Genomic DNA, 21531 nt, shown 5'->3' on the forward strand with positions numbered 1-21531 from the left:
ATTGCCTGAAAATCAGATATTGTAGCGGTGCCTGCAATTGCAAATATTTCAAATGCAGGGTTATCGCCAGTCTCATATAGGCTTTTTACTCGATTACCTTTTGTTTTAACTATATGGAATCGACGAATTCCACTTTTCTTTTAAAAAAGTTATTTCATCACTCATTTTTTATATATTATGCATTTGTTACTTACAGTTTATTTTAAGACCTATAATGGATTGTAACTTTTGGGTAACATAGTTACCTTCTGGCAACTTTAAAATTGATGCTGATTTAATGAATTCGGTATTACTTTTCACACGCTCTCTCAACCTTTTAATATAACTTTAAATTAATATGATAGTATATGACTAGCTACATAAATCATCCCTTGTTGAAAAAAGATGCGATTGAATCAAGGCTCTACCAGCAGATTCTTGCGGGTGACGTCTTGAAAAAAGGCAATACCATGGTTGTTGCACCTACAGCATTAGGTAAAACAATTGTGGCAATTCTTGTAGCTGCAGATAGGTTAAACAAAGTCAAAAACTCAAAAGTCCTTGTTCTTGCACCATCAAAGCCCTTGGCAATTCAGCATGAGGAAAGCTTTAAGGAATTCATTACACTTCCATGCTCATCCCTGACCGGTGCGGTTAAAACAGACGAGCGAATTAAAAGATGGGAAGAGTCAAGAATCATCTGTGCGACTCCGCAGACCGTAGAATCCGATTTGCTGAATGGAAGGTATGATTTGAGTAGCGTGTCATTAATAGTTTTTGATGAGTGCCATCACGGAGTCGGATCTTATTCTTATGTTTATCTGGCATCAAGGTATGTTCAGGAATCCAAATTCAATCTCATTTTGGGGCTTACCGCTTCACCGGGTTCAGACAAGTTCAAAATCAAGGAGGTATGCGAAAACCTCTACATTCAAAACATTGTAGTCAAAACTGAAGACGACAGTGACGTAAAGCCATACTTCAATCCGGTCGATATAGAATGGGTCAGAATCAAGATGAGCAGTGAGCTTGCAAAAATCAAGGAATATGTTGACAAGTCCCTAAAGGTAAGGCTTAAGGCCTTAAAGAATATGGGCATTATTAAAACCGTTTCAGTCAATAAGGTCGATATTTTAAAGGCAAGGGGCCGTGTTCAGGGCGAAATTGCACGTTCAGCCAATCCCGACAAGGACCTCTTCCAGGCAATATCCATTTTAAGTGCGGTTATCAATATCCAGCATGCTCAGGAGCTGATTGAAACCCAGGGAGTTCAGACTTTCAACAAATACATTGCCCGGCTGCGTAAAAAGCAAACCAAGGCGGCAAAGTCACTGATGTGGGATGATAATTTCGCCCGTGCAATCAAGCTTGCAAGGGATGCCGAAAAGCACGGTTTGGAACATCCGAAATTGCGTGAAATAACCAAAATCCTAAAGCAGGAATTAGGGGACAATGGCCAATCAAAGCTTACCACCTCCCGTTTTGATGATAAAAGTGATGAAACCGCTTCAAAAATCATCGTGTTCACACAATATCGCGATACCCTTGAGATGATTCACCAAAAGCTTGAAAGGGAAGGAATCAAATCAGCGAAATTCTTTGGCCAGGCCGCAAAGGACGGTGAAAAGGGGCTGACTCAAAAGCAGCAGAAGGCAATTATCAAGTCTTTCAGAATGGGGGAATATGACGTACTGCTTTCAACAAGCGTTGCTGAGGAAGGTATTGACATACCTGCCGTTGACTTGGTTGTATTGTATGAGCCGGTTCCTTCTGAAGTTCGTATGATTCAGAGAAGAGGAAGGACAGGACGTAAGCGAACAGGCCGTGTCAAGGTTTTGATTACTGAGGGAACCCGTGACGAGGGATACTACTGGTCAAGCATGAGAAAAGAGGACCGTATGAAAAACCAGCTGATTGACCCTAAGGTATTGGAGGAACTGAACGCTTCAGCCATTGAAAGAATGGAAAATCAAAGGAACGTGAAGGTCATTGAAAAGGAAAAAGAGGAAAATGATTTCCCGGTTGTCTATGCCGATTCACGTGAGGGAAATTCAAAGGTGATTAGACATCTCACCGAAATGGAAATCGATGTCAAGGTTCGCCCGATGGCGGTCGCCGACTATCAGGTCAGCGATGAGGTGGCCATAGAGAGAAAGACCGCAAAGGATTTCGTAGACTCTATTGTTGATAAGAGATTATTCAAACAGGCTAAGGAACTGTCCGAAGAGTTCAAGCATCCCATTTTAATTCTTGAAGGGGATGACCTATACACAGGATTTATAAATCCCAATGCAATCAGAGGATCCATGGCATCCATTGCAATCGATTTTGGAATAAGCATACTGCCGACAAGAAACGCTCAGGATACGGCAGCCATGATTAAAAGAATCGCCATTCGTGAACAGAGCGGTGAGAGAACTCCGATTCAAATCAGAACAGATAAAAAGCCGGTCAGCTTAATGGAACAGCAGCTGTTCATTATTGAATCCCTGCCGAATATAGGTCCGGTCAATGCCAAAAACTTGCTTAAACACTTTGGTAGTGTAGAGAAGGTCCTTAACGCCACTGAAAGTGAGCTTCAGGAAGTTGAAGGTATAGGTAAAAAAACAGCAAAGGACATCAGGAAGGTAGTAGAGTCAAAATACCTCTATTTTGAAAAGGAAATTAAGGAGAAAAAGCTTCTCTAGAAGTTCTTTTTCATGTATTCATAACTTTTTTTAATGGAATCATAGTCATTTACTTCAATGATATAGATGCCCTCATAATTTTTATTCTCTAAAGTATTGACTATACGTTTTAAATCAATGGAGCCCTCACCTAATGATAGGTGTGCATCGTCATCACCAAAATTATCGTGGATATGTATGTGTTTAATCGAATCAAAAATCATCTCGTCTGGAGAATATCCAGCATGATTTGCATGGCCGATATCCAGTGTCATGCCCATATCCAGACTGACAAGCAAATCGTTTAAATCATTAATGTCCTGATAGATCATGGCGTCAAAGGTAGGCATGTTCTCGATTGTTGTTAAAACTCCCAAATCTCTGCTGTAGTCATTGATTTCTGCAATTGACTCATTGGCAAGTTTGTAAACGTCATCTAGGAAATATTTTTTCGCTAGAAATGATGCAAGTCCCGGATGAACAACAACTGCTTCGGCATCAATTTCATTGGCAAGGTCGATGGAATTTTTCATCTGGTCAATGGAGTTTGCTCTGCTCTTGTCCTGAAGAGTCGCAATATTGACGTCCATAAAAGGCGCATGAATGGTGTATTTGAGGTTGTAACTTTCCAGAATGTCAGGGACAATGTGTTCTGAAGGGAACTGATGAACCAGTTCAGCATATTCAATCCCCAAACTTTCGATAAATTCCAGTGCATTTTCCAAATCGTATTCTATTCCGGCTAGTGTTGATGCTCCAATCTTCATGATATCACATTTTCTGAACTGCAGTAATCTTGAATCCCATTTCAAGTGCTTCAATAATAAAGTCAGATAGTTCTATTCCTCTTTTGATTTTTATTTCCCCTTTTTTGGAGGTTGTTGCGGTTAACAGATACTCCCCATCGATTTGAATGTCAAAGTTCTTGCGGCCGTTGTCTTTTCCAAGTTCGAGTATCAGCTGTTTTTTGGTGTGGAGAATGTCAACTTCAAAGGGTGCCCTGCTGACAGGCTTTGAATCAATCACTTCCACTCCCAGACTTATTCCGATGCTTTCCTCAATTTCAGCAATCCTTTTTCCGTTTTTGCCGATGATTTTAGGAATGAACTCTTCCGGAATGTAGATGTTTGCCCTTTCAGGTGAAATGACTTCAACATCAACCTTGGCCTTTTTTGGAACAAGCTTTTTGACTTTCCTTAAGATTTCCTTTTCGGCTATCCTGTCGACTGATGACTTGAAAGTCTCATCATTGTTTTTTCCGTTCACCAGGTCGATGTCCATTACGATGGTCTGCTCACCGTATGTGTAGATTTCATTTTTAAGCTCGCCGCTTTCAAAGTCTCTAACTTCAATCACCGGCCTTGCAAGGTCAGCTTCTTTCATTCCAGTTGGAACCTTTACGGTCATTCTGGTTTCATAAACGCTTCTGACCTGTCCGTCTTCAATGTAGATGCTTGTATCCACAATTGACGGGATTACTCCAAGCTCCACTCTTGATGCGATTCTTTGAATTGCATCTATCGGACGTGTTGCATGGACTACTCCAATCATTCCGACTCCGGCAAGCCTCATGTCTGCGAAAATGTTAAAGTCAACGTTTTTCCTAAGCTCGTCATAAATCGTATAGTCCGGCCTTACAAGCAGAAGCACATCAGCCGTGTTTTCCATGCTGCCTTCCAAAGGGGCGTATTGGGTTATTTCATCCGGCAGCTGCAGGTCTCTTGGCGATTCCATTGTCTTTACAATCTTATTCAGTTTTGATGAGTAGTATTTTCCGATTGCCTGTACAAAAGTTGATTTTCCAGCACCCGGAGATCCGGAAATCAGTATCCCTTCAGCATTTGTGCGGATTCTTTCCAGTAATTTCTCAGACAGGTGATATTCATTCAAATCAATATTGGCTACCGGTCGGACTGCAGTAATCTCCAAAGCTTCAGAAAATGGAGGGTAGGCTATTGAAATCCTGTATTCACGGGATTGGATAACATAGGAACCTTCCTTTTCACTTTCCAGATAGGTTTTAGGGTCATTTTTTGCCTTGTCAAGTATCTCTTCAACAATCCTTTGAAGTTCCCTGTAGGTGTAGCGCTTCTCGTTGAGTATTTCAAAATCGATATGGCCGGGGGTTCCCTTTTTGGCCATCGGCACGACGTTTTCCTTCAGGTGCACCGACATTGTGGTGTCGTCAAAATACTTCTCGATTGAAAGTGGCTTTTCGCGGTATTTCTGTTCATAAAAATAGACTGGTATTCCCTGTGATTTTGCAACTTCTGCCTGCACCTTGTCATTTGTGAGGAGTGTTCCCATTTCGCTTCTTGCAAGGTCACGGATTATGCTGTCTATTTCACCGCTTTTGGCATATCTGATATCATAATTGCTCGGCCTTTTGCCTTTAAATGTAACTGCAAGCTCTCCTTCGTCCTGCAGGTCCTGAAGTTTCTGAAGTTCCTTAAGTCCCTTTCGGCCTTCGGGCCTGTTTGCATTGGCCTGGTGTTCCAGTTCACAAACCACCGCTTCTGGCACGATGATTTCGGGAAAATCCAAGTCTTCCTTTTCCATGATTTTGGAGATTGCGCCTATAATCACGGCACTTGTATCGGGTATTATACATTTCATTTAATACACATCGTCGGGGTTTACTAATCTTTTTAGAATAATTTCAACATCTTCCTCATTCATGTTGTCGATGTCGATTCTGTTTTCGGTGTTGAGGCGTCTGAAAAAGCATGAACGGTAACCTTCATGGCAGGCTGCACCGGTCTGGGAAATCTTTAGGACAATCGCATCCATGTCACAGTCGACGAGGATTTCATGAACGTCCTGAAAGTGTCCTGATGATTCGCCCTTGAGCCATAGCTTGTTTCTTGAGGTGCTCCAATAGTGGGCCTTGCCTGTCTGGATGGTCTTTATTAAAGCTTCCTTGTTCATATTGGCAAGCATCAGTATTTCATTTGTCTCGGCGTCCTGTGCAACTGCAGTGATTACCTTGACGCCATTGATTTCATGTCTAAAGTTGATATTCATTTTATTCCTCTTTTAAGTAATCTGTAAGGTTGTCAATTTCAATCTGGTCCTGATTTCCTGAAATCATGTCTTTGACGGTTACCTTGCCTTCGGCGAGGTCCTTTTCACCGACAATGATTATTTTCGGCACTTTGATTTTATCTGCATAATTCATAAGCTTCTTGAATTTTTTGCCGTTCAGGTCAACGTCCGTTTTAATCTGGTTTTCCCTTAGGAGTTGTGTTATTTCAAATGCTTTTTTGCGCACATCCTTTGAGATTGGAGCTACATAAACGTCCAGGTGTGAAGGCAGCTCTTCCTGTTCTGTAAGCTCTTCAATTGCATTCATCAATCTGTCAAATCCAAGTGCAAAACCTGTTGATTCTACTTCCTGTCCTCCAAAGACTTTGACAAGGGAGTATGATCCTCCGCCGCATATCTGCTTTTGGGCTCCGAGTTGGGGAACGTAAATCTCGAACACGATTCCGGTGTAGTAGTCAAGACCCCTTGCAACGCCTAAATTGAGAGTGTAATTTTCAACCTGGAATGCTTCAAGCAGGGCAATTAATTCTTTCAGCTCTTCAAGGGATTCTTTTGGCTCATCGTAAGGTGCAATCAACTCTTCAACTTCTGTGATGATTGACTTGTCTCCTACAAGGTCAATAAGTTTCAATAGAATCTGGTTCAGCTCGTCATTGTCGATTACAGGAGCGTCCCCGCTAAGCGATTCGATTAAAAGGTCCTTATCTCCCTTGTCGATTACGACCATGATTTCCCTTTGAGTTTCCTGTGAGATGTCAAAGTGCTTGAAAAGTCCCCTGATGATTCCCAAATGGTTGATGTTAACGTCAGCGGTTGTGATTCCAAGTGATTGGATTGCATCGCTGCACAGTGCAATCACTTCAGCTTCGCCCTGAGGGGTTTTTGCGCCGATTAGTTCACAGCCGAATTGCCAAAACTGTCTGAACCTGCCTTTTTGAGGTCTTTCATATCTAAAGCAGCTTCCATAATAATACAGCTTTATCGGTTTGACTGCTGTTTTTTCAAGTTCGTTAAGGTATAATCTTGCAACCGGAGCTGTTATTTCAGGCCTTAAAGTCAAATCCCTGTCGGACTTGTCTTTGAAGTTGTATAACTGGTCTACAATTTCCTCTCCGGATTTTGTTGTAAATAAGCTTAATTCTTCAAATAAAGGTGTTTTGATTTCTTGATAACCATAACTTTCAAATACATTTCTTAAGGTACCTTCTGCTTTTTTTCTTTGTCTCATCTCATCAAATAAGAAATCTCTTGTACCTCTTGGTCTTGTAAATTCCATTTTTACACTCCTTGTATATAATATAGTATAATTTAAATATGTACCTGCAAAGTTATATATTCTTTGGATTATGCTCTTTTTTAGATGTTGATTTTAAGTTGCCACTTTTTAATTCAATATTCATGCCACGTTTAAAAAATTATTTATATTCTCATCAATCAACTATTAACTATGAATATAAAGGGCAGTACAGATATTGTAGGTTTGATAGGCCATCCTGTTGAACATAGCTTTTCACCCCCAATGCACAATGCCGCTTTTCAGGCTTTGGGAATGGACTATGCTTATGTTGCCTTTGACGTTGACCCCTCAGATTTGAAATTGGCGATTGAGGGAGCTGATGCATTAAACATCAAAGGATTCAACGTGACAATACCTCACAAGATTGAAGTGATGAATTACCTGAATGAATTGGATGAAGTGGCCGGATTGATAGGCGCAGTCAATACGATTGACTTTAAAAATCTAAAGGGTTATAATACTGATGGAATCGGTGCAATTAAGGCTATTGAAGAGGTAACCGGCGTTTGCGATAAGAATGTTGTGGTTGCGGGTGCCGGCGGGGCATCAAGGGCAATATCATTTTATCTTGCAAAATACGGCGCTGAATCAATAACAATCTTAAACAGGAATGTCGATAAGGCAAAAAGCTTGGCAGGAGATGTTTTGGATTCAAAATTGATTGGTGAAGTCAATTCAGACTCAATTTTACAAATCGAAGATTGCCTGAAAGATGCCGATATTCTGGTTGACACAACCCCTTTGGGAATGGATCCCCATATTGATGATGTGCCTGTTGCAACCTCAGACATGATGCATGAGGATTTGGTCGTTTTTGATGCAGTATATAATCCTAATGAAACCGTTTTGCTGAAAGAAGCCATCAAGGCAGGAGCAAAGCCAGTCTATGGAATCAAGATGTTGCTTTACCAGGGTGCGGAAAGCTTTAAAATCTGGACAGGTCAGGATGCACCTATTGACGTTATGGAGAAGGCCCTAAGGGATACCTTAAACTTATAGTGATAATATGGATTTGATGTTTGATATTTCAGGTTTAACAGATGATGAAGAGGAATTCAGCTCATCAAAAAGGGATGTGCTGAAATTTCTAAAGATAATCGGAGTGGATACACGTTTCATATCCTATACTCCGGATAAAATCTATATCAATAATCTGCGATTTTCAAAGTTTTCAAGAACACGTGAAAGCACTTTTAATAGGCAATATCCTGAAATAGAGGTTGTAAGAAACAAACTCTTTCAGAAAATCTGTGCAAAATCCTCAAAGATATTGTCGGATGAAATCAAACCCAATTCACGTATTTTGATGCCGGAGGACAATTTCATCGTAGAACTGTTGATGGAGCCATATACCCGCAAGTATGGTGTTGAACTTGTGAGTGAGGGGGAATATGATTTGAAGGTCAATCCAATAATTTTGGATGATGAGGTCAACAACATATTCGAGACAATTTTCAAGGGCGAAGGTTTAAACCTATCTAAAAAGAACAATGAGATTTGCCCTCTAATAAATGTTTCAATCGATTGGATTAATTCGTTTTTAGAAATGGATGGTCGGGATGCTCTTGAGCTTGAAAACAGCAATGCTCTTGCAGTTTCATTCAGCGAATTTTTGGAGGATGTTGCTCCCCAGTATAGGGAGAACGTTTTAAGTGCTGCCAGGTTCATTGACAGTAAGAATTGAATTCTAACGGTTATTTTTTTAAAAATCCTTAAAAAATCTATAATCAAGGAAATCATCAAATATGGAATGATTTTGATGAGTTACTTGTTTATAAATAATTAAAAACTGAAAAGCGATACCTGCTTGTCGGTTTTCTTTTTCTCTTTTTTCTCTTCAACAGGTTCTTCAGCAATTTCCTCTTCAATATCAGAGACAGGTTCTTCTTCAGTGCCGGGAATTTCAAACGGCAATTCGTCATCTGCTGGCTCTTCAACAACAACATTCATCATCTGATTTTGAAGCTCTTCTGCACGCCTGTCACGCTCTTCAACCCGCATCTGGGCTTTCCTTTTCTCCATTTTTGTTTCGACCTTTTTAGGTATTTTCTTTTTCCTGAAACGTTTGACTTCAGTGTCTTCAAGTTCCAGAAAGTCTTTTATTTCCCAGGCAAGTTCGTCATTTTGAAACATTATTTCAAGGTATGGAAACATTGAAATGGCTATTGAATGGGATATGTGCATCTTTTCAGACATTTTTTCGGCAATTGCATCTCTCAAGTTCCTTTTGCCACGGTTTCTGCCCATTAGGCCGAAGATTGTTGGAGTTTGGATTTTTGTGAACTTTTTATAGGTCTCCTTTTTGGAATTGCTGACTCCAATACCCATGAAATCTGTTGCATATTTCCAGTAACCGTAATTTCGGCTGCTTTGAGCTCTTCCGAAGTACAAGTCAGCTTTTGAAATGTTTTCATAAGCCTTTTTGATTTCATTTTTGTCTTTATATTCCCTTGGAATGTTCTCGGCAATGTATTCCATAACAAGTGTTGGATCTTCTTCAACCCATAGGGCTTCCTTCACGTGTGCAGGAGTTTTGCTTTTAAGAACACCTGTTATTGCATTGAATATGTCTGATCTGGTGTCCTTTGTTTTCATATTCTCCAAATCGCTTACATCTAATGTATGGTCCTTGTCTGCAAGGGCCTGCAGGGTGTTGATGGCTGATCTGACATCGCCCTGTGATTTTGTTGCAATCTCCTTTAATGCGGCAGGTTCAACTTCAACCCCTTCAGCTTTCGCTATTTTTCTAAGCAGTGCTGAAATAGAATTCCATCGGGACTTTTTCATTTTTATGACCTGGCATTTCGGCTTGATTGACTGCAGACGCTTTGAGTAAAAGTCGTTTGCTGTTAAAATCATAGGGTGATGGGAATTCTTGATTATCTCACCGATTGCCTTTACGCCACCTCTGTCGTTGGTTCCATGGATACCGTCCACTTCATCAAGAATTATCAGTTTGTATTCGTCACCAAACAGTGACATTGAGGAGGATGACTCTCCGATTGTGGTTTTAATCGCATCCTGTGAACGCTTGTCACTGGCGTTTAACTCGATGTATTCGGAAAATTCCCTGGCTATAATTAATGCAAGTGTAGTTTTTCCAATGCCTGGTGGACCTACCAAAAGCAATGGTATCTGAGGATTGCCTTCCTTCCAGTTTTTAACCCATTCCTGGATTATTTTTATCTCTTTTTTGTTACCTACCACTTGGGAGAGTTCCTGTGGCCGGTATTTGTCAGTCCATAACATTTAAATACCCTATAAGAATTGAGTAAGTAAAGCTTCTAGTTGTATTCTTGGATTGGCTCCTTCTCTTATCCTGAAGTCGCACTCTGCTATCGCTTCTATTAGATTCATGTAAATGCTGGCATCCATCTTTCCGTCAAGCACTCTTTTTGAAACATCCTGATATATTTGAGTAACCATGTCCTCTCCGCTTGTTCCCTGCAATACCATGGTTTCCCTTAGAATGTTACGGGCGGTCATGAAGTCACCCATCAATGCACTGTTTATCATTTTTCCGATATCCTGTGGCTTTGCTTTGGATACTACTTCATAAACGCTGTCTTCGGTAATCGCTTCTCCTTCTGAAGCCGCTGCCTGCAATACGTTTACGGCCTTTCTCATATCTCCTTCAGCGAAGTACACTATGCTGTCCAGTCCTTCATCTTTGAATTCGAATCCTTCATTTTCACAGATGAATTTCAGACGTTCCTTAATCTCCTCGCCTTTTATTGGAGCGAATCTGAATATTGCACATCTTGACTGTATAGGGTCTATGATTTTTGATGAGTAATTACATGAGAGTATAAATGAAGCGGTTTTGGTATACATTTCCATTTCACGTCTTAGTGCATGCTGAGCATCCTTTGTCATGTTGTCCACTTCATCCAGAAAGATTATTCTGAATGGAGCGCCGACAGGCTTGAGTCTGCAGAAATTTTTGATGCGGTCCCTTACTGTATCGATTCCTCTTGCATCGGATGCGTTCAATTCCAAAAAGTTTTGTCTCCAGTATTCCCCTAGAATGGATTTTACCAGAGCTAATGCTGTGGTTGTTTTACCGACACCCGCAGGACCTGTAAACATTAAGTTGGGCATGCTCTCTTCGCCTACATATTTTTCAAGTCTTGCTACGATTTGCTTTTGTCCTACGATGTCCTCTAATTTTTGTGGTCTATATTTTTCTACCCATGGTCCGCTCATTTAATCACCATTTAATTATAGTAAGATTTATGTATCTTGTAGTTAAATTATTTTTTGCTTAACTTTTTTAATATATGAAGTCTAATTAATATATAATTAAAGTGAGCATTTGATAACTAATGTTTACAAAAGTTTGGTGTTAAAAATGAGAGGCACATGGAGACTTAAATTAAGAATGATACTGACTTCAGTATTGATGTTTTCGATTATTTATTTCCTTATAGCTCTTGTAGGATGGTATTTGGGAATTAGCAGTTGGAAACTGTACTGTGGGGTAAGTTTAGTAATCGTATTTTTACAGTATTGGTATGGGCCAAGTTTGGTTAAACGTTCAATGAACGTAAGGCCATTATCTGAAGCGGAAGCACCTCATATTCATCAGATGGTTCAGGAATTGGCCGATGAGGCAGGAATTTCAAAGCCAGAAATAGGATTGTCTGAAATAAACATTCCGAATGCATTTGCATATGGAAGGTCCAGCAGAAGCGGACACATTGCAATCACCCGTCCGATATTGGGATTGCTTGACCGTGATGAGCTAAGGGCGGTAATCGGACATGAAATGGGTCATATAAAACACAATGACATGATCGTTACTGCCGCTGTTAGTGTCATTCCTATGATCTGCTATTATATTGCCATATCATTCATGTTTTCAGGCGACAGCAGAAACGGCGGAGGCATCATCATCGGCCTTTTAGGTTATCTATTCTACCTTGTTGGCCAATTGCTTGTACTGTTCATTTCAAGAACACGCGAATACTATGCGGATGAGGCTAGTGTAGAGTTCGGAAACCGTCCGGAGGCATTGGTATCAGCATTATACAAGCTGAGCTACGGCGCCGCAAGATGCAGCGATGATACAATCAAGGATTTAAACACCAATCGTGCATTCTTTGTAAATGACATCAACAATGCAAAACATGACGTTACAGATTTCAAGCAAATCGACTTTGATGGGGATGGAAAAATATCTTCAGAGGAGTTAAGGAGGCTTGCAAATGCTGACGTTAAAATTTCTGCAAAGAAAGGTCTTATGGAAATATTTTCTACCCATCCCGATTCACTTAAGAGGGTCAAAAGATTGGCGGAGTTAGAATCATGAAGATGATTTTGGATGAACGTGGCAAGAAGTATGTCCTGAAGCCCGGTGAGGAATTTCAAAGTGATTTGGGAATAATAAAGGCCGACGTGTTGGATGGGGCCGAAATTGGGGATGAGGTCAAAAGCCATTTGGACCATACGTTTAAAATCATGAAACCCAACATCAATGATTTCATTGACATAATGGATAGGCGTTGTTCAATTCTCATCAAAAAGGATATCGGACAGGTTCTTGCCCATTCCGGTTTGGGAGCGGGATCCCGTGTAGTTGATGCCGGAACGGGTGCCGGTGCGATTGCACTCAATTTTGGAAATGTGGTGGGTCCTGAAGGTGAAGTCTTCACCTATGAAATCCGGGAGGACTTTGCCGAGGTTGCCAAAAGCAACATTGACAGATTTGGAATCACAAACATTCACGTCAAAAACCAGAACATCAAGGACGGAATCGATGAGGACGATATTGATTTGATCTTTTTGGACTTGCCGAAACCATATGAGATATTTGAAGAGGTAATGGAGTCTTTAAATGTCGGGGGATGGCTTTGCGTATATGCGCCTTACATCGACCAGGCAGAAACAGCTTACAGAGTTGCCAAAAAGTTAGGCTTCTATGATATTGATATTATTGAGACGTTGGAGCGTGGCCTTGAGGTCAGACCTCAGGGAGTAAGACCAAAGACACGTATGGTCGGCCACAGCGGGTATCTTGTGTTTGCAAGGAAGCTATGAAAGTTTCCATTTTTGAGCTATAAGTTTTAAAATGAATTTAAACAAAATATAATACAGTGATTGGGATGAATGTCATTAAAAGTTCAAATGAAGATGTGTTGACACTTGCTGTTGAAGGACGTGTTGACACAATCACTTCTCAAAAGTTAAAAAAAGAGATTGACGATGAAATCGGAAATTTTAACTCATGGATTTTAGATTTTACCAATTTGGAATACATTTCAAGTGCAGGTCTGAGAGTTCTAATTGCAACCCAAAAGAAATTGGAGCAGGATGACATTCCAATGACCATTAAAAACGTTAATGATTCGGTAAAAGAAATTTTTAGAATGTCCGGTTTCGATAAAATTTTAAGGATAGAATGAATTCAATAAATTTAGACATGGATATTAATGAATTATATAAATTAAATGATTTTATTCATGGGATTATTTCAAAAAATGATTTTCAACTGGATTTGATCATTGAAGAGGTTTTTGTAAACATCGTCAGTTATTCCAATGGCGATTTTGTTAATGTGGTTGCCGAATATGAAAATCAGACATTGACAGTTGAATTCATTGACAACGGCATTGAATTCAATCCTTTACAAAAAGAAGATGCTAAACTCCCTGACAATATTGAAGATGCTCAAATTGGGGGATTGGGAATTCTTTTAACAAAGAAAATAGCTGATGACATTTCTTATGATTATGTAAATGGTGAAAATCATCTGAAAATCATTAAAAATGGAGTATAGACCATGAAGTATAAACTAAAAAAAGTTTTGATACCATTTGTTTTAATGCTTGTTTTTAATTTGGGTATCTACTATTTATCCATTGGAAAGAATTTCGGCTTGGGATACTCTCCTCATGTTGGAGTGCTGCTGATTTCAGGAGTATTGCTTGGGCCGTATGGTGCTGCAGGCTCTGTGCTGGCCAATTTCTTATGTGATATGATCAGGGGATATGGTTTTGCAGTCGCATCCGTATCCGCTGTAGTAGGGTTTGGAATTTCTTATTTGGCTTACAAGTTATGGTATCAAAAATTCAGTGACAATATTCCGGTTACACGACCTGGATTAGACAATACTTACAATGTCGTTTTGTTCTTTGGAATTATACTCATATGCGCTGCATTATATTCAATATTGCATGAAAACTTGCTCCATTTATTAAATCTGAGCACCATTTCCCTTGGTACAGCTATTGATTTTGGCTATTTCATAAACTTTATCAATTCTTCATTTATCTTTGGAATAATTGGAATATGGCTTTCTAAAAGATTTGACTTTTTTCACATTCCTGAAAAATCAAACAAACAATTTAATAAAAAGTTATATTCGGCTTTAGGGATTTCGCTGATTGTTTTAATTTTTATAGATTTGATTAGTGATTTTATTTTTGATAATACGATTTTCGTGATTTTGAAATTAGTGGCTATTCTGGTGCTGATGTATGCATATTTGACAAAGCCTTTTGCATCGGACATTTCAAAATCGCCTTTAGATTCAATTTCAGAGTCAATCATGAATAGATTTCTGATGGTGTTTTTAATTTTGGTTGTTTTTGTATGTTTAATTGCATCAGATCCGATTTTAATTGAGGCTATAGACAATCTTTCGCCGTTAACCTCTCAGGATATTTCAATATCAATGCTGGTGGTTATGGATATTTTCCTGCTGATATTTACCATTCCTGCAATTTCGGTTTTAAGATACATCGAAAGAAAGGTTATCAATCCAATCACTTCATTTTCTAGAATTGAAAACTTCATTCATGAAAATCAAAAGATCGAAGCTGAAGGATTGCTTGAGGTTTATTCCAAGTATCTGGAAGACAATGATGAGATAGGAACTCTTGCTAGAAGCTACACCAATTTAATTAATCACAATAATAATTACATTGAAAACATCAATGAAATCGAAGGTGAAAGACATAGAATCATGGCGGAATTGGATATTGCCACCAAAATTCAGCAGGCCAACCTTCCGACACAGGCCATTGATAATGAGTACTTTAAGGTTGGCGGATATTCTCAGCCTGCAAAAGAGGTTGGAGGAGACTTCTTTGATTATTATGAGTTGGATGAGAATAATCTGGCTATAGTAATTGGAGATGCATCAGGCAAAGGTGTTCCTGCGGCACTTCTTGCAGTCATTACGCAGTCAATCATAAAGCAATTGCTGAAACATGAATCCGATCCCTCCAGAATATTGCATGCCTTGAACAATCAGTTATGTGAAAATAATTCCGAGGTCATGTTTATTACATTATGGCTTGGAATCTATAATAGGGCTACACAAACATTAACTTTTTCAAATGCCGGTCACAATCCTCCATTGCTTTTGCAAAAGGATGGATTTGAATATTTGAAAGTTGATGAAGGGATTGTATTGGGCATTATGGAAGACTTTGAATTCAAAAAAGAAGAGCTTCTTTTAACAGATGAAATTATAGCATATACTGATGGAATAACTGATGCAAATAATGCTGACAATGAAATGTATGGGGAAGATAATCTTAAAAAATTCTTCAACAGTTTCAGAAGCGATGAGGATCCTATAGCGCCTCTGTTGGATGACATTGCTTCATTCGTTGGAAATTCCGAACAGTTTGATGATATGACTTTAGTGTATTTAAGGATTAAACATGATTAAATTAGCTTATGTTGATGTTGAAAACTTAGATTTGGATGCTTCCTATGGATTGCTGTGTGAAAGTAGAAAGCATAAGGTAGACAGGTTCATGTTCGACAGGGATAAGCGTCTCAGTGCCGGGGCTTATTTGCTTTTAATGAAATTGCTCTTTGAAGAAAATATCACTGAACCTCATTTTAAATTTGGAAAATATGGCAAGGCATACATATCTAATCATGAGGATATTTATTTCAATTTAAGTCATTCAAATAAATTTGTTGCATGTGCAATTTCCGATAGGGAAGTTGGTGTTGACATAGAATTAATCGACTCTGCAATCGATTTAAACATAGCCAAACATTACTTCTTTGCGGGGGAATATGAAAGCATAATGAATTCAACCGATCCTGCCGATGAATTTTTCAATTACTGGGTTTTAAAGGAAAGTTACATGAAGTACACCGGTTTGGGATTTAATTTAAAATTAGAGGATTTTGAAATCGTCATCGGTGATGAAATATATCTTAAAGATGATGAAAATAATCTGAAATTCACTCTGTTTGATTTAGGGGAATACAAGCTGGCTGTTTCGGGACATTATTATGCTGATGACGTTAAACAATATTTCATTGAGGATTTGTTTTAGTTAAATTAATGCAAAAAAAGAAAAGGGTGTAGATGGATAATCATCTACTAAAATCATTCCATAAACAATGCCGGTTTGTAAGGCATTGCATTTTTGGCCTTATTTTGCGGATCGTAGGAATCGTCAGTATGGATGACTACTTCGTTTCCACATTCCTGCTTGATGTAGTCAAGCGCATCGGTTAGAATTTCTTCCTCGTTAATTTTACCGATATATCTTGTTTTGGTTATTTCCTTACCGATTTTTTTGGCTACCATCGCTATTTCTTTTTTGTCGTCATATATGTTGGCGCCGATAGCTCTTCCCATAATCTGGCCGATGTCAGGTTTTCCCACTTCATCCGCTATCTTGTATAGATCCCATTTCCAGTCAGGAGCAAGGTAGATGTGGACTTTTTCCACTTCATCTCCCACCATCTGCTTGATGTGGGCAATATCTTTAATGATGTTTTCAACCAGTTCCTCTGACTTTTCAATTTCAGGACTTACAAAGCTGTCATCGGCTTCAGGCCATGATGCCTGACTGACAAAGCCTTCTCCACCATATTCGCTCCATAATTCCTCTGAAGTATGTGGAGTAAACGGTGCAAGAAGTCTTATCCAATTTTCCAGCACTGTTGATAAAACATAGATGACCGCAGGGTCTTGTGAGTCAAGCAAATGTTTAACTCTGTATAGGTAGTGGTCAACATCTTTCTTAAGCAGGAAAAGTGAATTCTGTAGAGCCTGCCTTGTCTGGAAGACTTCCAGAGCTTCAGTTGACTTTTTGATGTGTTGGTTAAGCTGACTCATCATCCACAAGTCGATTGTACGGGTCAATTCAACTTCTTCAATGTTGCTCAAGTCTAGTTTTGAGCCTTTTATTTCCTCGATTCTGGCTGCAAATTCCCTGAACCATTCAAGTCTTCTTTTGGTACCAAGCACTTCTTTTTCTCTCCAGTCAAAGTCTTGCCATGGTTCGGCGGAAGCCATAAGGAATAATCTCACAACATCGGCGGTATAATCATTGATGGCGTCCTTAAGCAGAATCACGTTACCTTTTGATGAGGACATTTTGTTTCCTTCCAAAAGGCCCATTCCAAATACTACGGTTCCTCTTGGCCATTTTTCTTCAGGATAAATTGCGCTGTGTGTAAACATCAAAAAGCTCAGGTGGTTACCTACCAGATCCTTTGCAGACAGTCTCCAATCCAATGGGTACCAGTAGTTGAATTCATCTTGAATCTCTTTAACTTTCTCATCCGGTACGGTAATTTCTCCTGAATCCTTGTTTAAAAGAACCTTATCAAAGAAAGCGAGATTCAAGTCATCAGGATTCATGTCCCTTAGGTATTTGGCAATTGTATAGTAGGACATATAAATTGTGGAATCGGTTAAAGGTTCAATTAACCATTGGTTATCCCAAGGAAGTCTGGTTCCAAGACCTACCTTTCTGGAACATGCCCAGTCATCCAACCAGTTAATGTAGTATTCAAAATTGCTTTTAAGTTCTTTTGGAATGATTGTTTCTCCTTCAAGGACCTTTAATGTTTTTTCAGTCCAGTCCTCATTACCGTATTTCATGAACCACTGGTCATCCATAATCTTGACTACACAGTTGTTTCCGCATCTGCACACAACAGGCCTTTCGGCAAAGTCATACATGATTGTAGCCATGTTTTCATTGATTAGCTTTTCTTTTAGCTCTTCACGGGCAAATCTAACTTTCATTCCGCCAAAATCAGGAATGGAGTCGATGATTTTACCTTTGCTGTGCTGCTGTTTGTACAGTTCATTTGTGGCTTCATGTAGCTTTTCGTCGTTCTGGTCGGTAATTCCTAGGCGTTCAATAATGTCTGCAGCCGGAATTTCTCCATATCCTTTAAGGGTACAAACTGGAATCGGTTCCACATTTTCAACGATTCCTTCAAGACCGTACTTTGCGATTATCTCAGCGTTATTCTTTAAATCCTGAAGTGCGATATAGTCTGCCGGTGCATCAGCAGGTTCGGAAAATACGACACCGCTTCCGTAGGATGCGCTAACAAAGCTTGCCGGGAAAATTGGTATTTCATCGCCGGTGAAAGGATTTGTTGCCATTTTACCAATCAAATCATTAGGGTCGATTTCGGATATGATTTCTAAGTCTTTAATCTGGTTTGACAGGTTGTAGTGAGCTTCTTTTGTAATGACCCAGTTTTCACCTTCGGCATTGGCAAGGACATATTCGACATCGGGATTTAGCCAGATATTTGTTGCTCCAACGATTGTTTCAGGTCTGAGTGTAGCTGTTACAAGAATCTTGTCATCAATTTTGAATTTCAAAAGGGTTAGTTCATTAACGCCCACTCCTTCACCTTCAAGCAAGTCATGGTCTCCAACAGGGTTGTCACAGTTTGGACAGTACTTTACAGGATGTTCTCCTCTTTCCACCAATCCCATTTCGTGCAGTGTGGTTATTTGCCATTCTATGAATTTTTTGTAAGTAGGATCAATTGTTCTGAATTCGCGTCTCCAATCAATAGAATATCCCATTTCTTCCATAACTTCATGATATTCTGTTGAGAAGTATTTTACGATGTATTCAGGGTCTTCCAATTTTGGCAAGGTTTCTTTTGGAACTCCATGAACCCTTTCATACAAATCCAGTGTCCAAGGGTCTTTTCTTTTAATCCTGTCGGCTATTCCAATTACCGGTGCACCGGTTACGTGCCATGCCATTGGGAATAATACATTGTATCCTTCCATTCTTTTAAATCTGGCATAAACATCTGGAACGGTATATGTACGACCGTGTCCAATGTGCATTGCTCCACTTGGGTATGGAAAAGCCACTGTAAGGAATAATTTTTCTCTTTCATCCGGGTTTGATTCAAATAATTTTGCATCTGCCCATTTTTTCTGCCATTTCTTTTCTATATTTTCGCTCACTAAATCACCATTACATTATTGTTTTTTGAGGACTTTCGGGAACTTTACTTTTATGTCTGCTCCTGTTAATCTTATTTATAATCATGTCAATGTCATCGGCTGAAATGTCTAATTTTTCAGCTATTTGTGTATTTTTCATATCTTTTTCAGTATAGAGATATAAAATTTGGTCAAGAAGTTCATAACTCATTCCAATTTCATCTTCATCAGTCTGATTGGCCCATAGGCCAGCTCTTGGAGGTTTTGTGAGGACTTCCTTTGGGATATTGAGATATTCACTTAATTTAAAGACATCGGTTTTATACAAATCTCCAATAGGTTCCATATCACATGCACCGTCTCCGTATTTTGTAAAGTAACCAATTAAAATTTCGCTTTTATTGCCAGTACCACAGACAAGGTAATTTTTAGCGTTTGCGTAATAATAAATGATTGACATACGAATTCTGGCTTTCAAATTTCCGATTGCAAGGGAATCTTCTTCGAGCTGTGTCAGGGATAGGAATTCATTTAAGATGCTGTCAATGCCAATTTCTTTATAATCGATTCCAAGGATTTGTGCTATTTCGATTCCATGAATTTTGTCTTCTGTTGGGGTTGTAGTTGAAGGCATTATTGCTCCGAACACGTTGTCTTTGCCCAGTGCTTTGCAGGCCAGATAGGCTATTAGAGTTGAGTCAATTCCTCCACTTAAACCAACAACAATTCCATCACATTTAGCTTCATTGACTTTGGCTTGAATGAAATCTATAATGTCCGATTCTGTTTTTTCTAAGTCTAATTTTGGAATTTCGCTTATATTTTCACTATCCTATAAAATCATTTATACAGTAATTATTATGTAGTTTTTAATTAATAATGTTATAGTATATGGGAGATGTAGAACTTATTTGCGAAAAGTCATTTTCAGATGCTATGAAGAAATTCGTGATGGGTATATTGAAAGTTTGGATATAGAACTTATTGCCGTTCTATGATTTTAACTAAGCTGTTGAAAATGATATTGTTAGTGGGGATGCAGCATTGGATTGTGAAAGATTTTTTAAAAGGGGAATAATGAAGAAATGCATAATAAGTAATGTTGAAATTATGTGAATTTAACATATTAATTAATATGAATCTTCATTAAATGAATATTATAGCTAACTTTATATATTAAAAAACATTAAATATCATTTACTAACAAAAAGTAATTTTAAGTAAAATAATATACTTACAAATTTCATAACTTCACTTGGCAAAAAGCACATGAAAGGTAAGTATATGGAATTAAGAATACACTAAAAGTAACTATATTTTTAGGAGGTAATTTACTTGGCATTTAAAGATTATTTCAAATTCAACAAAGATAAAACAACATTCATTTTTGTAGGTGGAAAAGGGGGAGTTGGAAAAACTTCAGTATCATCAGCAACCGCATTATGGTTAGCTGAACAGGGTAAAAAAACATTGATTGTATCAACTGACCCTGCACACTCATTATCTGACTCTTTAGAAGTACCTATTGGAAATTATCCTCGTGAGATTAAGACCAATTTGTTTGCGGTTGAAATCGATCCAGATGTTGCAATGGCTCAAAAGCAGGCACAGCTGGAAGCACAAAAAGCCGCAAATCCAGATGATGAAGGTGGACTTTTAGGCATGGATTTCCTATCAGACCAACTCGACATGGCATCAGCTTCACCTGGAGCTGATGAGGCCGCCGCTTTTGAACTGTTTATGGGAGTTATGAACTCTGAGGAGTATGATGTCGTGGTATTTGATACCGCACCGACAGGACACACATTAAGGTTGTTGTCATTTCCGGAAGTCATGGATTCCTGGGTAGGAAAAATGATGATGCTTAAGGCCAAATTGGGTTCTGCAACAAATGCCCTTAGAAAAATCATGCCTTTTATGGATGAAGTCGACAATCCGCAAACAAGTGAAGATTTGAAAAGAACCAAGGAACAAATCGACAAGGCAAAAGAGGTATTGTCCGATCCTGACAGAACAACCTTCAAGATGGTTGTGATTCCTGAGGAGATGTCAATTTATGAATCTGAAAGGGCCTTGGAAGCACTTGGCAAATATGATATTACCGTTGACAGTGTGATTGTAAATCAGGTAATGCCGGATATCTGTGATTGCGAGTTCTGCCATTCAAGGCATAAGCTGCAACAAAAAAGATTGGCTTTGATTGATCAAAAATTCCCTGACCAGCAAATAGCTGAAGTGCCTTTGTTTAAGGACGAAGTCAAAGGTCAGGAAAAGCTATTAAAATTGGCTCACATCCTATATGATGATGAGGACAACGATGAGGTAGTTCAGGAGGCCATTCAGTTATAAAA

General features: G+C 38.9%; 18 protein-coding genes. 10 read left to right on the forward strand and 8 right to left on the reverse strand.

Annotation, left to right across the window (positions count from 1 at the left end; genetic code table 11):
* Nucleotides 1-347 precede the first annotated feature (347 nt).
* Nucleotides 348-2666 carry a DEAD/DEAH box helicase gene (locus ACJMLO_RS10200; RefSeq protein WP_405296475.1) on the forward strand — a complete coding sequence of 773 codons (2319 nt, stop codon included), beginning with the start codon at nt 348-350 and terminating at the stop codon, nt 2664-2666.
* On the opposite strand, the gene ACJMLO_RS10205 is transcribed toward ACJMLO_RS10200, so the two are convergent.
* From ACJMLO_RS10205 to hisS, 4 genes are read right to left on the reverse strand one after another with little or no spacing between them, the layout of a single operon-like run.
* Complete coding sequence (locus ACJMLO_RS10205) at nt 2663-3412, reverse strand: sugar phosphate isomerase/epimerase family protein (protein WP_405296477.1); 750 nt, start codon at nt 3410-3412, stop codon at nt 2663-2665. The two genes, ACJMLO_RS10200 and ACJMLO_RS10205, sit on opposite strands and share 4 nt — an antisense overlap.
* Before the next feature lie 4 nt (nt 3413-3416).
* Nucleotides 3417-5261: a PINc/VapC family ATPase gene (locus tag ACJMLO_RS10210; protein ID WP_405296479.1), complete on the reverse strand. Its 1845-nt coding sequence runs from the start codon at nt 5259-5261 to the stop codon at nt 3417-3419.
* Nucleotides 5262-5669 (reverse strand): phosphoribosyl-AMP cyclohydrolase, encoded by a 408-nt coding sequence (gene hisI, locus ACJMLO_RS10215; RefSeq protein WP_405296481.1) that lies wholly within the window; start codon nt 5667-5669, stop codon nt 5262-5264.
* A gap of 1 nt (nt 5670) precedes the next feature.
* Nucleotides 5671-6966 carry a histidine--tRNA ligase gene (hisS, locus tag ACJMLO_RS10220; protein WP_405296483.1) on the reverse strand — a complete coding sequence of 432 codons (1296 nt, stop codon included), beginning with the start codon at nt 6964-6966 and terminating at the stop codon, nt 5671-5673.
* Between the two features lie 171 nt (nt 6967-7137).
* Here hisS and ACJMLO_RS10225 point away from each other — a divergent pair, with 171 nt between their 5' ends.
* Nucleotides 7138-7986 carry a shikimate dehydrogenase gene (locus tag ACJMLO_RS10225; protein ID WP_405296485.1) on the forward strand — a complete coding sequence of 283 codons (849 nt, stop codon included), beginning with the start codon at nt 7138-7140 and terminating at the stop codon, nt 7984-7986.
* Between the two features lie 7 nt (nt 7987-7993).
* On the forward strand, nt 7994-8671 hold the full coding sequence (locus ACJMLO_RS10230) for an ATPase (protein WP_405296487.1): 678 nt from the start codon (nt 7994-7996) through the stop codon (nt 8669-8671).
* A gap of 98 nt (nt 8672-8769) precedes the next feature.
* Here ACJMLO_RS10230 and ACJMLO_RS10235 read toward each other — a convergent pair whose 3' ends face one another.
* Complete coding sequence (locus ACJMLO_RS10235; RefSeq protein WP_405296489.1) at nt 8770-10236, reverse strand: replication factor C large subunit; 1467 nt, start codon at nt 10234-10236, stop codon at nt 8770-8772.
* Between the two features lie 9 nt (nt 10237-10245).
* The gene (locus ACJMLO_RS10240; RefSeq protein ID WP_405296491.1) at nt 10246-11193 is read right to left on the reverse strand and encodes a replication factor C small subunit; all 948 of its coding nucleotides are present in this window, start codon (nt 11191-11193) and stop codon (nt 10246-10248) included.
* Nucleotides 11194-11338: 145 nt separating this feature from the next.
* On the opposite strand from ACJMLO_RS10240, the gene ACJMLO_RS10245 reads away from it, so the two are divergent.
* From ACJMLO_RS10245 to ACJMLO_RS10270, 6 genes are all read left to right on the forward strand, one after another.
* On the forward strand, nt 11339-12298 hold the full coding sequence (locus ACJMLO_RS10245; protein ID WP_405296493.1) for a zinc metalloprotease HtpX: 960 nt from the start codon (nt 11339-11341) through the stop codon (nt 12296-12298).
* Nucleotides 12295-13026, forward strand: a complete 732-nt coding sequence (locus tag ACJMLO_RS10250; protein WP_405296495.1) for a tRNA (adenine-N1)-methyltransferase — start codon at nt 12295-12297, stop codon at nt 13024-13026. The genes ACJMLO_RS10245 and ACJMLO_RS10250 overlap by 4 nt, the downstream gene beginning before the upstream one ends.
* Nucleotides 13027-13091: 65 nt before the next feature.
* A complete protein-coding gene (locus ACJMLO_RS10255) occupies nt 13092-13391 on the forward strand; it encodes an STAS domain-containing protein (RefSeq protein WP_405296497.1) in 300 nt (99 codons plus the stop codon).
* A 17-nt stretch (nt 13392-13408) separates the two neighbouring features.
* Nucleotides 13409-13765: an ATP-binding protein gene (locus ACJMLO_RS10260; RefSeq protein ID WP_405296499.1), complete on the forward strand. Its 357-nt coding sequence runs from the start codon at nt 13409-13411 to the stop codon at nt 13763-13765.
* Between the two features lie 3 nt (nt 13766-13768).
* Nucleotides 13769-15667 carry a SpoIIE family protein phosphatase gene (locus ACJMLO_RS10265; RefSeq protein WP_405296501.1) on the forward strand — a complete coding sequence of 633 codons (1899 nt, stop codon included), beginning with the start codon at nt 13769-13771 and terminating at the stop codon, nt 15665-15667.
* Nucleotides 15660-16292, forward strand: a complete 633-nt coding sequence (locus ACJMLO_RS10270; protein WP_405296503.1) for a 4'-phosphopantetheinyl transferase family protein — start codon at nt 15660-15662, stop codon at nt 16290-16292. Before ACJMLO_RS10265 ends, ACJMLO_RS10270 begins: the two co-directional genes overlap by 8 nt.
* 53 nt (nt 16293-16345) lie before the next feature.
* Here the strand turns inward: ACJMLO_RS10270 and leuS are convergent, their stop codons facing one another.
* Complete coding sequence (gene leuS / locus ACJMLO_RS10275; RefSeq protein ID WP_405296505.1) at nt 16346-19201, reverse strand: leucine--tRNA ligase; 2856 nt, start codon at nt 19199-19201, stop codon at nt 16346-16348.
* 10 nt (nt 19202-19211) lie between these two features.
* Nucleotides 19212-20000, reverse strand: a complete 789-nt coding sequence (locus ACJMLO_RS10280; protein WP_405296517.1) for an NAD+ synthase — start codon at nt 19998-20000, stop codon at nt 19212-19214.
* 515 nt (nt 20001-20515) lie between these two features.
* On the opposite strand from ACJMLO_RS10280, the gene ACJMLO_RS10285 reads away from it, so the two are divergent.
* Nucleotides 20516-21529 (forward strand): ArsA family ATPase, encoded by a 1014-nt coding sequence (locus ACJMLO_RS10285; protein WP_405296507.1) that lies wholly within the window; start codon nt 20516-20518, stop codon nt 21527-21529.
* Nucleotides 21530-21531 lie beyond the last annotated feature (2 nt).

The organism is Methanobrevibacter sp. (genome assembly GCF_045120835.1).
Taxonomy (GTDB): domain Archaea; phylum Methanobacteriota; class Methanobacteria; order Methanobacteriales; family Methanobacteriaceae; genus Methanocatella.

Coding starts and splice junctions, on each gene's coding strand:
- ACJMLO_RS10200 (WP_405296475.1), top strand. CDS start 348: ATGACTAGCTACATAAATCATCCCTTGTTGAAAAAAGATGCGATTGAA.
- ACJMLO_RS10205 (WP_405296477.1), bottom strand. CDS start 3,412: ATGAAGATTGGAGCATCAACACTAGCCGGAATAGAATACGATTTGGAA.
- ACJMLO_RS10210 (WP_405296479.1), bottom strand. CDS start 5,261: ATGAAATGTATAATACCCGATACAAGTGCCGTGATTATAGGCGCAATC.
- hisI (WP_405296481.1), bottom strand. CDS start 5,669: ATGAATATCAACTTTAGACATGAAATCAATGGCGTCAAGGTAATCACT.
- hisS (WP_405296483.1), bottom strand. CDS start 6,966: ATGGAATTTACAAGACCAAGAGGTACAAGAGATTTCTTATTTGATGAG.
- ACJMLO_RS10225 (WP_405296485.1), top strand. CDS start 7,138: ATGAATATAAAGGGCAGTACAGATATTGTAGGTTTGATAGGCCATCCT.
- ACJMLO_RS10230 (WP_405296487.1), top strand. CDS start 7,994: ATGGATTTGATGTTTGATATTTCAGGTTTAACAGATGATGAAGAGGAA.
- ACJMLO_RS10235 (WP_405296489.1), bottom strand. CDS start 10,236: ATGTTATGGACTGACAAATACCGGCCACAGGAACTCTCCCAAGTGGTA.
- ACJMLO_RS10240 (WP_405296491.1), bottom strand. CDS start 11,193: ATGAGCGGACCATGGGTAGAAAAATATAGACCACAAAAATTAGAGGAC.
- ACJMLO_RS10245 (WP_405296493.1), top strand. CDS start 11,339: ATGAGAGGCACATGGAGACTTAAATTAAGAATGATACTGACTTCAGTA.
- ACJMLO_RS10250 (WP_405296495.1), top strand. CDS start 12,295: ATGAAGATGATTTTGGATGAACGTGGCAAGAAGTATGTCCTGAAGCCC.
- ACJMLO_RS10255 (WP_405296497.1), top strand. CDS start 13,092: ATGAATGTCATTAAAAGTTCAAATGAAGATGTGTTGACACTTGCTGTT.
- ACJMLO_RS10260 (WP_405296499.1), top strand. CDS start 13,409: ATGGATATTAATGAATTATATAAATTAAATGATTTTATTCATGGGATT.
- ACJMLO_RS10265 (WP_405296501.1), top strand. CDS start 13,769: ATGAAGTATAAACTAAAAAAAGTTTTGATACCATTTGTTTTAATGCTT.
- ACJMLO_RS10270 (WP_405296503.1), top strand. CDS start 15,660: ATGATTAAATTAGCTTATGTTGATGTTGAAAACTTAGATTTGGATGCT.